This window comes from Proteus columbae, from assembly GCF_009914335.1.
GTDB lineage: Bacteria > Pseudomonadota > Gammaproteobacteria > Enterobacterales > Enterobacteriaceae > Proteus.
On record NZ_CP043925.1, the window covers coordinates 1,746,631 to 1,759,757 of the forward strand.

Here is a 13,127-nt window from a genome sequence, read left to right on the forward strand (position 1 = left end):
GGAATAAAATAGGCTGATATTTTACCTGAATATAAAGTCAGGAAGAGGGAAAATCAGGAGGAACATAATGAATATAAAAGATAAAAGGGGATAAGGATATCCCCTTAAAAAAAAGACTATTGAAATCGGCTCTCAACGGCTTGTGCTAATAACTCAAGAAGTTGTTCTGTATCATTCCAGCTTAAACAAGGATCAGTGATTGATTGCCCATAATTAAGAGGTTTATTTTGCACAACTTTTTGGGAGCCTTCTTGTAAAAAGCTTTCAGCCATCACGCCAACAATCGCTTGTGAGCCATCTTTAATTTGTTGACCAACATTTCTGGCTACTTCTAATTGACGACGATGAATTTTTTCACAGTTGCCATGGCTAAAATCGATAATAAGATGCTCTGGTAAATCCACTTGTTTTAGTGCATCAACCGCGTCAGCGATATCGCTTGCGTGATAATTAGGTTTTTTACCTCCGCGCAGAATAATATGACCATACGGATTACCACTGGTTTGGTAAATTGTCATACGACCATTTTTATCTGGCGATAAGAAGGTGTGACCAACACGAGAAGCACGAATAGCGTCAATCGCAATACGGGTATTACCATCAGTGCCATTTTTAAAGCCAACAGGGCAAGAAAGCGCGGAAGCCATTTCACGATGAACTTGGCTTTCAGTCGTTCTAGCACCAATGGCACCCCAACTAATTAAATCTGCAATATATTGGCCTGTGACCATATCGAGAAATTCAGTTGCAGTGGGTAAACCTAACGCATTTATTTCAATTAATAGCTTTCTTGCAAGGCGAATACCTTCGTTGACGTTACAAGAGTTATCGAGGTAAGGATCAGAGATTAAACCTTTCCAGCCAATGACCGTACGTGGCTTTTCAAAGTAGGTTCTCATGACGATTTCTAAGCGGTCATGATAACGTTCTTTTAGCTGATTAAGCTTAGTGGCGTACTCTTTGGCAGCTTTAGGATCATGAATAGAGCAAGGCCCTACAATCACTAATAGTCGCTTGTCTTCTCCGGTAAGGATCGCTTCAATGCGTTTACGTGCTGATGTGATATTTTGGATTATCTCATCAGAAATGGGGAACTCTTTTGCTAAGGTTTCTGGTGTTACCAGACTGTCTAAAGCCTTAGTCCGTAGTTCGTCTGTCTTTAACATAATTCATCTCAATAAATATACAGGGTAAGTCTACCCAGTGATTAAGATCACAATAAACGAAATTCAGCTAATTTCAACAGCGTTCACAGAGAAAAACGAATAAAAAAGTCGCTATAAAGGGTTAAAACATTCTTCTTGCTAATCCCATAGAATCAATTACCTTGGTTGAAATTTCTTCAACAGAATAATTCGTGGTGTTGAGATAAGGGATATTGTTTTTTCTAAAAAGCGCTTCTACTTCGGACAATTCAATTCTGCATTGACGAATAGAGGCATAACGGCTATTTTCGCGGCGTTCACCACGAATAGCGGCAAGACGTTCTGGCGCAATGGTTAAGCCAAATAATTTATGCTGATATTCTTTTAGTTCTGCGGGGAGTTTTAGGAAATCCATATCATCCGCAGTAAATGGATAGTTAGCTGCTTGAATACCAAATTGCATTGCTAAATAGAGGCTGGTGGGTGTTTTCCCGCAACGAGAAACACCAATTAAGATCACTTGTGCTTGATCGAGATTACGTAATGATATGCCATCATCATGGGAAAGAGTGTATTCGATGGCGGCAATACGAGCATCGTATTTACTAAGATTTTTTTCAGTCAGTCCATGAGTTTTATTTAATTTTGGCGATGCCTGGATCCCTACTTCTTTTTCAAGTGGTATTACGAGAGATTGCACAATATCCTGACAAAAACCTTCACTGCTATTTATTATCTGTTTAACTTCAGGGCTGATAATAGAATAAAAAACAAGGGGCTTAGCGCCACTCTTTTTATAAATTTCAGAGATTTTCTGTTTTATTTCTTCAGCTCTTTCCACAGTAGAAACAAAAGGTAGTGTATAACTTTTCATTTTTAATGGAAATTGAGAAAGTACCGCATGGCCTAATACCTCAGCCGTAATCGCTGTACCATCAGAGATAAAAAAGACTGTTCTATCAATGGGTTCATTATTATCACAATTAATAGAATTCAAGCTTAATATCATAACGCTCACCTTTTTTTAGCTGAATTAGCAAATCAAACAATATTATCTAAAGCATTTTTAGTGATTATAAAGGATAAAAAAATAAAGTTTTCTGGTTGATCGATTCACCTTTCTATATTCAGCATCACATTGTGATACGCTTATTTCAGTTGTCGTTTTGACAGCGGGTTTTTCTTTTTTTCTCTCTCTCATAATTGTTTAAAAAAGGATTGTTCTCAATGTCCAGCAATAGCCTCACCCCGTGCAATGTGCTTTGGTATAACCAATTAGGTATGAATGACGTTGATCGTGTTGGTGGGAAAAATGCTTCCCTCGGTGAAATGATCACAAACCTAGCGGAACTGGGTGTTTCTGTTCCTAATGGGTTTGCTACCACAGCGCAAGCGTTTAATGATTTTCTGGAACAGAGCGGTATCAATCAGCGTATTTATGAATTGCTTGATAGCGTTGATGTTGATGATGTTAATCAACTGGCTCAAGCAGGAAATCAAATTCGCCAGTGGGTAATTGATACACCTTTTACGCCTCAGTTTGAAAAAGATATTCGCGATGCTTATCTCACATTAAGTGAAGGTGAATCTGAAGCTTCATTTGCCGTTCGTTCATCTGCGACTGCAGAAGATATGCCTGATGCTTCTTTTGCAGGTCAACAAGAGACGTTTTTAAACGTTCAAGGTATTGATGCCATACTCGTTGCAATCAAACATGTATTTGCCTCGTTATTTAACGATCGAGCAATCTCTTATCGTGTTCACCAAGGTTACGATCATCGTGGTGTTGCATTATCTGCGGGTGTTCAACGTATGGTGCGTTCTGATCTTGCTTCTTCAGGTGTGATGTTTACTATCGATACTGAATCTGGCTTTGATCAAGTTGTCTTTATTACATCAGCTTATGGTTTAGGTGAAATGGTAGTACAGGGTGCTGTTAACCCAGATGAGTTCTATGTACACAAGCCAACTTTAGCAAAAGGTTTACCTTCTATTGTTCGTCGTAATCTTGGCTCTAAAAAGATCCAAATGGTTTACGCGGATAGTGTTGAACATGGTAAACAAGTTCGTATCGAAGATACACCAGAGTCACTGCGCAATCGTTTCTCTTTGACTGATCATGAAGTTCAAGAGCTGGCTAAACAAGCTGTATTGATTGAACGTCACTATGGTCGTCCAATGGATATCGAATGGGCTAAAGATGGACATAATGGTCGTTTATACATTGTTCAGGCACGTCCAGAAACAGTTCGTTCTAACCAACAAGTTATGGAGCGCTATCAGTTAAATGAAAGTGGCTCTGTTATTATTGAAGGTCGTGCTATTGGTCATCGTATTGGTACAGGTGCCGTTAAAGTTATTCATAACTTAAGTGAGATGGATAGAATTGAAGCGGGTGATGTGCTGGTTACTGACATGACAGACCCAGATTGGGAACCTATCATGAAAAAAGCCTCTGCGATTGTAACTAACCGTGGTGGTAGAACATGTCACGCTGCAATTATTGCCCGTGAATTGGGTATTCCAGCTGTTGTAGGTTGTGGTGATGCAACAGAATGTATTGCTGAAGGACAAGTTGTAACCGTTTCTTGTGCTGAAGGTGACACAGGATTTGTTTACGATGGCAAACTGAATTTTTCTATTCAAAGCTCCGCAATCGATAATATGCCTGAATTAGGGCTCAAAATTATGATGAACGTCGGCAATCCTGATCGTGCATTCGATTTTGCGGGCCTACCAAATGATGGTGTCGGTCTTGCGCGTTTAGAATTTATTATTAACCGCATGATTGGTGTGCATCCTCGTGCATTATTAGAGTATGACGACCAAACTGAAGCACTGAAAGCCGAAATCAATGAAATGATGGCGGGCTATGACTCTCCAGTTGAGTATTACATCAGTAAACTAACGGAAGGGATTGCAACATTAGCAGCGGCATTCTGGCCTAAACGCGTTATTGTTCGTTTATCTGACTTTAAATCTAACGAATATGCCAACTTAGTAGGAGGCGATCGTTATGAGCCAGATGAAGAGAACCCAATGCTAGGATTCCGTGGTGCGGGTCGTTATGTTTCTGACGATTTCCGTCGCTGCTTCTCCCTTGAGTGTGAAGCAGTAAAACGTGTTCGTAATGATATGGGCTTAGAAAATGTTGAAGTCATGATCCCATTTGTTCGTACTGTACGCCAAGCTGAAGAGGTGATTGACGAATTAGCGGCAAACGGTTTGAAACGAGGTGAGAACGGCTTAAAAGTCATTATGATGTGTGAAATTCCATCAAATGCCTTATTAGCGGATAAATTCTTAGAACACTTTGATGGTTTTTCTATCGGCTCTAACGACATGACCCAATTAACATTAGGTCTTGACCGCGATTCTGGTGTGGTTTCTGCACTGTTTGATGAACGCAATGATGCAGTGAAAGCCTTATTATCAATGGCAATCCAAGCCGCAAAACGTAATGGAAAATATGTGGGTATTTGTGGTCAAGGACCTTCTGATCATGAAGATTTCGCACAATGGCTAATGGAAGAGGGAATTGATAGTTTATCGTTAAACCCAGATACCGTAATTAAAACTTGGGTAAAATTAGCACAATAGAATTAATATCATCGTTATAAATAAAAAGCTCACAATATTACGTGAGCTTTTTTTATACAATTATTAAATAATAGGCAAAAAAAAAGCCTATCATGGGCTGACAGGCAAAGACTACACACAGCAATATTTTATATTCTTTAATCCCGCCAATTAATCTATTAATATGAACGGCGAAATTATTAATTCGATGAAACATTTGTTTCGTTGATATTTATATTAAGAGAAATGCGTTAATTATGCTCTAAGAATTATCTCAATAAAAAGAATATTGGTTTATTTAAAATTGAATATAACTTGCTGGTAACAAACAGGTTTAAAAAAATGTAATTTGTTTCAAGATGTAAGTTTTAATATAGAAATATAATGATTTATTCCTAAATTGATAATCTTTATTAAACTTTGCTCTGTTATTTTTAGAGCATGTAAGTAGCTACACTTACATGCTCCATTATTATTTATTCTTTTTCGATAAAGTTTTTATTCATAAATTCTACTGTTTCAGTTAAATCAGGATTAGGTTTTGGTACTTCATTAATCCATGCATTTAATAAACTATGTGCAACAGCGAGAACAACAGGACCAATAAATAAACCAATCATACCTAATGTTAAAATCCCACCAATAACGCCTGTGAGAATTAATACCATAGGCAAATCGGCACCCATCTTGATTAAATAAGGTCGTAATACACCATCCATTGTTGCAACAGCACCACCCCAAATCACCATGACAATGCCCCAAGTGGTATCACCCGTCCAAAATAGCCATAAAATTGAAGGGATCAATACTAATAAAGGACCTAATTGAGCAAGGCAGCAAATAAACATAAGGACGGTTAATACCGTAGCATAAGGTACGCCAGATACAGCAAGGCCGATACCACCAACAATAGCCTGAATTAAGGCAGTTAAAACCACACCTAATGCAACGGCGCGAATAGACATAGATGCAAGTAAGATTGCGGCATCACCGCGTTGGCCTGCTAAGCGAATAGCAAAATGACGCAACCAAGATACGACATTTTCACCTTGTAAAAACAGTAAGCCGGAAAATAACAACATCACCCCCAAATGTAGGGCAAATCGACCAATATTTAAGGCTTGAGCAAAAAACCAGTTTGCAGCTTGCCCAACATAAGGTTGGATTTTTGAGATTAACGCATTACCCCCTGAGACAAGAATAGAGTGCCATGTATCATAAAGCTTACTCCCTATCATAGGGATATCGTTAAGCCATAATAATTGCGGTGGCTGAATATTCGACGGTGATTTCGCTAATTCAATTAAGGGGGCACTATTATCAATGACGCTACTAATTAATAAGATAATAGGGATAACGAAGATCAGTAATATCAAAATCATCATTATCATGGTTGATAGCCAACGATATTTTACCCGTTTTTCAATAATAAGAAGTAAAGGCCACGTTGCTACAACAATCATTCCAGCCCAAATAAAACCCACAATAAAGGGATTTAGTATCCAAAAACTGGCGATAATAAAAAAAGAAATAAAAAGAACAGTGAATAAAACTTTGGGTATATCTGTATGGATCTGCGGTTTTTCCATGGTTTTAAATCCCTACACGAATAAAAATGCTAGAAGCAGATGAATAAACATTGCAAATATCACGTTGTTTATATCACTACGCAATTTGCCAGAATTGTATGATAAGGTGAACAGGTATCGGTCTGAAAGTACAAAATGAGGCAAAGTACCTCTTAGCATACATTTCAACATCTAAAATTAAGCAATGTGGACTATTAGATTAAAGAGCTATAACAAATGATCCCACGTATATCGCAAGCACCGCAAGTCAGTGAACTCACAACAGAATTTCTTGATACCCTTCGAAAAAACGGTTTTACCGGTGATGTCTCCAGCAGTTACGCTGACAGACTCACTATGGCAACAGATAATAGTATTTACCAGTTATTGCCACAGGCGGTTGTTTTTCCTCGCTCAACAGCCGATGTAACTATTATTGCTCGCTTAGTTGATGAGCCTCGATTTCATTCTCTTTCTCTGACTCCAAGAGGAGGAGGAACAGGGACTAATGGACAGGCTTTAACAGATGGCATTGTTGTTGATTTATCTCGCTATATGAAACGTATTATCGAGATAAACCCAGAAGAACGTTGGGTAAAAGTGGAAGCTGGTGTCATTAAAGATGAATTAAACCTCTTTTTAAAACCGTATGGCTTCTTTTTTGCACCTGAGCTATCTACCAGTAACCGCGCCACATTAGGCGGAATGATAAATACTGATGCATCAGGGCAAGGTTCAATGGTTTATGGTAAAACCTCTGATCACGTTCTCGGTGTTAGAGCGGTTTTATTAGGTGGTGAACTGCTTGAAACGCGGGCTATGGATACCGCGTTAGCAGAAAATATTGCCCAAGAGAGCTCTGCAATCGGTAAAGTTTATCGTACTGTTTTATCTCGTTGCAAAGAGCAGCGAAAGCTTATTCTTGAAAAATTTCCTAAATTAAATCGCTTTTTAACTGGGTATGATTTACGTCATGTCTTTAGTGATGACATGAAAAGATTTGATTTAACACGAATTTTAACAGGCTCAGAAGGAACACTTGCGTTTATTACTGAGGCAACGCTGGATATCACGCCAATTCCTAAACAGCGCAGTCTAGTCAATGTAAAATACGATTCTTTTGACTCAGCATTACGTAATGCACCTTTCTTAGTTAAAGCGAATGCACTTTCTGTTGAAACTGTTGATTCCAAAGTATTAAATCTCGCTCGTGAAGATATTGTGTGGCACTCCGTTAAAGAGTTGATCACTGATATCCCTGATAAAGATATGCAAGGCCTTAATATTGTTGAATTTGCGGGTGATGATGAAAATCTTATCGCTTCACAAGTCGCATCATTATGCCAACGCTTAGATTTATTAATGAAAGAAGGTCAGGGTGGTGTTATCGGTTATCAAGTCTGTGAAGATCTGGCAGATATAAACCGTATTTATGCCATGCGTAAAAAAGCGGTTGGTTTATTAGGTAATGCAAAAGGGCAAGCAAAGCCAATTCCTTTTGTAGAAGATACCTGTGTGCCACCAGAGCATCTTGCTGATTATATTACAGAATTTAGAGCATTACTTGATAGCCATCAGCTCAATTATGGCATGTTTGGACATGTTGACGCAGGCGTATTGCACGTAAGACCTGCGCTTGATATGTGTGATCCACAACAAGAATTATTGATGAAATCCATCTCAGATGACATTGTCATGTTAACAGCCAAATATGGTGGGTTACTCTGGGGTGAACATGGAAAAGGCTTTAGAGCGCAATACAGCCCCGAATTTTTCGGTGAAACGCTCTATCATGAACTGCGTCAAATCAAAACGGTGTTCGATCCTCGAAATAGACTGAATCCTGGGAAAATATGCCCTCCATTAGAGGTCGATGAACCTATGAAGCAGGTTGATACTATCAAACGAGGTACTTTTGATCGCACAATTCCTTTATCTGTGCGTCAAGATTTCAAAGGTGCATTAGATTGTAATGGTAATGGACTTTGCTTTAACTTTGATGCCAAAAGCCCCATGTGTCCTTCAATGAAAATCAGCGGACAACGCATCCATTCACCCAAAGGACGAGCTGCACTTGTAAGAGAGTGGCTACGCTTATTAACAGAGCAAGGCGTTAGCCCAAAACAACTTGAATCTAGCCTTGAAAATAATAAACCTAGCTTAAGAGGTTTAATTGAGAAAACACGTAATACTTGGAAAGCCAAACGTGGCGAATATGACTTTTCTCATGAAGTTAAAGCAGCAATGAACGGTTGTTTGGCTTGTAAAGCTTGTTCAACGCAATGTCCGATTAAAATTGATGTGCCATCGTTTCGTTCTAAGTTTACTGAGCTTTATCACCAGCGCTATTTACGTCCGTTAAAAGATCATATTGTCGCTAATGTTGAGTTAACTACGCCGATTATGGCAAAAGCACCGGGATTCTTTAACTTTTTTATGAAACAACCGTTGGTGCAATCGTTAAGTAAACACGCTATTGGTATGGTCGATTTACCTTTATTGTCATCACCGACATTAAAACAGCAATTGGCTGGGCATAAAGCGTTAGATATGACGTTAGAAGACTTAGAGCGGTTATCTGAAAAGCAACGTAGTCATCATGTGCTGGTGGTTCAAGATCCTTTCACCAGTTATTACGATGCGAAAGTCGTCGCTGATTTTATCAAACTGATTGAAAAAATTGGATTTAAGCCTGTTTTATTGCCATTCTCACCTAACGGTAAAGCACAGCATATTAAAGGTTTTTTACAGCAATTTAGTAAAACGGCGCAAAAAACCTCAACCATGCTTAATCGTGTTGCAAAATTAGGTATCCCTATGGTGGGAGTCGATCCTGCATTAGTGCTTTGTTATCGTGATGAATATCGTGAAATACTGGGTGATAAACGTGGGGATTTTAATGTTCAACTTGTTCATGAATGGCTAAGTAAATTGGTATCTGAGCCAATAGCAGTTCGCGATGATGCTGAAAAATGGTATCTTTTTGGGCACTGTACAGAAGTGACGGCACTACCACAAAGTATGAAACAGTGGCAGGTTATTTTCCAACGTTATGGGCAGCAACTCGAATTTGTGAGCACTGGATGTTGTGGAATGGCAGGTACTTATGGACATGAACTAAATAATTATGAAAACTCGTTGGGCATTTATCAACTCTCATGGGGTAATGCATTAAAAACGTTACCAACAATGCGTTGTTTAAGCACCGGTTACTCTTGTCGTAGTCAAGTGAAACGTATTGATAATATTGAGCTAAAACACCCACTACAGGCACTTTTGGAGATTATGCCATGATATGGAAACGTGAAACGACACTTGAGCATCTTAATCATATTGGGCAAAATAATATGATGAGTCATCTAGGTATTGAATTGACCTGCCTTGGTGATGATTATCTTGAAGGAACAATGCCGGTTGATCATCGTACTAAGCAGCCTTTGGGGCTTTTGCATGGTGGTGCTTCTGTTGTTTTAGCTGAAACATTGGGCTCTGTTGCGGGTTATCTTTGTACTGAAGGCGAACAGAAAATTGTGGGTTTAGAAATTAACGCTAACCACATTCGTTCTGCTAGAGACGGTAAGGTAAGAGGTGTATGCAAACCTATTCATTTAGGGCGCTCACACCAAGTTTGGTCAATAGAAATATTTGATGATGAAGGTCGTCAAGTGTGTATTTCTAGATTAACAACATCTGTTATTTCTTAAAGAATAAAAAAGACATATGCACAAAGTGAAATACTCGCTTTGTGCGTTTTTTTATGTTTATAGATAATGTCAAAAAGAATAAAAATAGAGAGAGAAAATAGAATTATTTCTTTATTTAGATTTTATTTTTAATGATAATCATTATCTTCATAATAAAAGATAAGACGATCAATAATGTTAACTATTTATAAATTCAACACTACAGTATTATTAATTGCAGGTTTATTAATCAGCGGATGCGATAATAATTCTACCTCTGAAACGAGTAATGATATAAGTAATATTCCAGTACAAACTGTTTCTGGCTTTAATATGGCTTATCCCACTTCATTTACAATGAGCAGAGAAGATACTGAAAATTATTTTAAATCATTACCAGATAATATTCAGGACGTCACAACAGAAATGATGGTTTATAAATCAGAGCCTATTTGTGATTTGACAGAAGTTCGTCTGGTTTATTTTAAAATGATTGATGCAATGAGTTACGATGTGGATGCGGGAGCACAAGGCATAGTTGATAATATTGCGGTAATAGATGGTATGAATGAAATATCCACATTGATAAAACCATTAACTATCCCAAATGTGGAAAGCCGACATGTCTTTTTTGAAGGGAAATACGCAAAAGAGAATGTGAGCTATGAAGGTGTTTTAGCGGCTGATCTTAAAACGAACCGAGTATGGCAACTACAATTGATTAGCAACTTCAATAGCCAATCGAACAAACAAAAAAACAGTCAAATCCTTGAATGTACAAACAAATATATTCAAACCATCACTATCAGTAAATAAGTTCAAAGAGCACACAATCCAATAAGAGGTCATCGCATAAGTGGTGCTATCTTATCCTTCATAATAAGCATAAAAGTGAATGTAAACAGAGCTAATAGGCTGTAATGTAAAAATACATTTTTATGCTTTTTTCTCTAAATTTCAGTGATAACATATAAAGTGTATTTATATTGCAACTTATGTGCGTATTGTGCGAAATATAAGAAAAATTAAAAGTTTTATTTTTTGTAATGAAAGAGCGGAAAAGTGTTATATTACATTGCGTTAACATTAATTGTTAACAAGGTAACCCTAAAAATAGAACAAAAAATACACATTTATAGAATATCCTTTCAAAAGACATGGTTGAAGTGATAAGGGTTATCATTACCATTAGTGTCAGGAAAGATATCAATCTCCTTTCGAAATGAGGTCAGAAATGACAAACAACGTTGAAACTTTTTCTCTTAATGACACAGCTTGGCAAGGCATTGTATTAACGGATAATGCAGCAAAGCATATCTGCCATTTAGTTGAGAAAAACCCAGAAAAACAAGGGCTTTCCTTAAGTATTAAACCCTCTGGTTGTACAGGGTATGGTTATGTTATTGAACTCGCTACTGCCCCAAATGATGATGATCTTGTTTATGAACATAATGGAGCAAAACTCTTTGTCTCATTAAAAGCAATGCCATTTATCGATGGGTTGGTTGTTGATTATGTTCGTGAAGGACTTAATCAAATGTTTAAATTTAATAATCCTAAAGCTCAAAACGTCTGCGGATGTGGTGAGAGCTTCGGGGTATAACATAGTGAAGTCAGATTATGTCTCAGAGCAATGTTGAAATTGGTGATGAAGTTCAGGGATGGCTAAGCGATCACCACTATAAAGAAGGTTTTTATACCGATATCTCAACCGATACCTTAGAAAAAGGATTAAACGAAGCGGTTGTACGTGCAATATCGGCAAAAAGAAACGAACCAGAGTGGATGCTGGAATTTCGTTTAGATGCTTATCGCCATTGGTTAGAAATGGAAGAGCCTCATTGGCTAAAAGCAGATTATCCATCGCTTAATTATCAAGATTATAGCTATTATTCAGCGCCATCTTGTAGTTCATGTTGTGCTAATGGCAGTTGTGCTGGTGGCTCGAATGAAGCTGTTATGAGTGATAAACAAGCCACGCAAGATTATTTAACCAAAGAAGTTGAAGATGCTTTTAACCAACTCGGTGTACCTGTAAGAGAAGGGCAAGCCGTTGCTGTTGATGCTATTTTTGATTCTGTTTCCGTTTCAACAACATATCGTGAAGAGCTTGCTGAACATGGCATTATTTTCTGTTCATTTAGCGAAGCTATTCAAGAATATCCTGATTTAGTGCGCCAATATTTAGGCACCGTTGTATCAAGCCATGATAACTACTTTGCTGCATTAAACGCTGCGGTCGCATCTGATGGTACTTTTGTCTATATTCCAAAAGGGGTTCGTTGCCCAATGGAATTATCGACTTATTTTCGTATTAATGCGGCTCAAACAGGTCAATTTGAACGAACTATTTTGGTTGCTGATGAAGGTAGTTACGTCAGTTATATCGAAGGTTGTTCAGCACCTGTTCGTGATAGCTATCAGCTTCATGCCGCTGTGGTTGAAGTTATTATCCATAAAGATGCCGAAGTAAAATACTCTACTGTGCAAAACTGGTTCTCTGGTGGCGATAGTGAAGGCGGCATTCTTAATTTTGTGACTAAACGTGCTATTTGCGAAGGCGAAAACGCCAAAATGTCATGGACGCAATCAGAAACCGGTTCTGCGATCACATGGAAATATCCAAGTGTGATTTTAAAAGGGGATAATTCAAGCGCTGAATTTTTCTCTGTTGCCTTAACCAATGGCAATCAACAAGCAGATACGGGCACTAAGATGATCCATATCGGCAAAAATACCAAATCAACCATTATCTCTAAAGGTATTTCTGCAGGTAAAAGCCAAAACAGTTACCGTGGACTCGTAAAAGTACTCCCTAGTGCGCAAAATGCCCGTAACTTTACCCAATGTGATTCCATGTTAATTGGTACGCAGTGCGGTGCGCATACTTTCCCTTATGTTGAAGTAATGAACAACTCAGCACAGCTTGAACACGAAGCGACAACGTCACGTATTGGTGAGGATCAGTTGTTCTATTGTCGTCAGCGTGGATTAAGCGAAGATGATGCAATCTCAATGATTGTAAACGGGTTTTGTAAAGATGTGTTCTCAGAATTACCGCTGGAATTTGCTGTGGAAGCACAAAAATTATTAGCAATCAGCTTAGAACATAGCGTCGGTTAACTATTAACCAAATTCTGAGTATAAAGATA

The 13,127-nt window shown here is 38.1% G+C and carries 9 protein-coding genes; 6 read left to right on the forward strand and 3 right to left on the reverse strand.

Annotation, left to right across the window (positions count from 1 at the left end):
* Nucleotides 1–116: 116 nt before the first annotated feature.
* Nucleotides 117–1,166 (reverse strand): 3-deoxy-7-phosphoheptulonate synthase, encoded by a 1,050-nt coding sequence (locus F1325_RS08470; protein ID WP_109372436.1) that lies wholly within the window; start codon nucleotides 1,164–1,166, stop codon nucleotides 117–119.
* 121 nt (nucleotides 1,167–1,287) lie between these two features.
* Nucleotides 1,288–2,154, reverse strand: a complete 867-nt coding sequence (gene ppsR, locus F1325_RS08475; protein ID WP_109372435.1) for a posphoenolpyruvate synthetase regulatory kinase/phosphorylase PpsR — start codon at nucleotides 2,152–2,154, stop codon at nucleotides 1,288–1,290.
* 218 nt (nucleotides 2,155–2,372) lie between these two features.
* Here ppsR and ppsA point away from each other — a divergent pair, with 218 nt between their 5' ends.
* The gene (gene ppsA, locus F1325_RS08480; protein ID WP_109372434.1) at nucleotides 2,373–4,745 is read left to right on the forward strand and encodes a phosphoenolpyruvate synthase; all 2,373 of its coding nucleotides are present in this window, start codon (nucleotides 2,373–2,375) and stop codon (nucleotides 4,743–4,745) included.
* Nucleotides 4,746–5,200: 455 nt separating this feature from the next.
* Here ppsA and ydiK read toward each other — a convergent pair whose 3' ends face one another.
* The gene (ydiK, locus tag F1325_RS08485) at nucleotides 5,201–6,313 is read right to left on the reverse strand and encodes an AI-2E family transporter YdiK (RefSeq protein ID WP_109372433.1); all 1,113 of its coding nucleotides are present in this window, start codon (nucleotides 6,311–6,313) and stop codon (nucleotides 5,201–5,203) included.
* Between the two features lie 216 nt (nucleotides 6,314–6,529).
* On the opposite strand from ydiK, the gene ydiJ reads away from it, so the two are divergent.
* The 5 genes from ydiJ (at nucleotide 6,530) to sufB (ending at nucleotide 13,098) form a co-directional block, all read left to right on the forward strand.
* Nucleotides 6,530–9,586, forward strand: coding sequence for a D-2-hydroxyglutarate dehydrogenase YdiJ (ydiJ, locus tag F1325_RS08490; RefSeq protein ID WP_109372432.1), 3,057 nt, complete (start codon nucleotides 6,530–6,532; stop codon nucleotides 9,584–9,586).
* Nucleotides 9,583–9,996, forward strand: a complete 414-nt coding sequence (gene menI, locus F1325_RS08495; protein WP_109372431.1) for a 1,4-dihydroxy-2-naphthoyl-CoA hydrolase — start codon at nucleotides 9,583–9,585, stop codon at nucleotides 9,994–9,996. Before ydiJ ends, menI begins: the two co-directional genes overlap by 4 nt.
* 174 nt (nucleotides 9,997–10,170) lie before the next feature.
* Entirely contained in the window at nucleotides 10,171–10,791 is a 621-nt protein-coding gene (locus F1325_RS08500; protein WP_109372430.1) for a hypothetical protein, read from the forward strand.
* A 418-nt stretch (nucleotides 10,792–11,209) separates the two neighbouring features.
* Entirely contained in the window at nucleotides 11,210–11,578 is a 369-nt protein-coding gene (gene sufA, locus F1325_RS08505; protein WP_036913225.1) for a Fe-S cluster assembly scaffold SufA, read from the forward strand.
* A 17-nt stretch (nucleotides 11,579–11,595) separates the two neighbouring features.
* A complete protein-coding gene (gene sufB / locus F1325_RS08510) occupies nucleotides 11,596–13,098 on the forward strand; it encodes a Fe-S cluster assembly protein SufB (protein ID WP_109372429.1) in 1,503 nt (500 codons plus the stop codon).
* Nucleotides 13,099–13,127 lie beyond the last annotated feature (29 nt).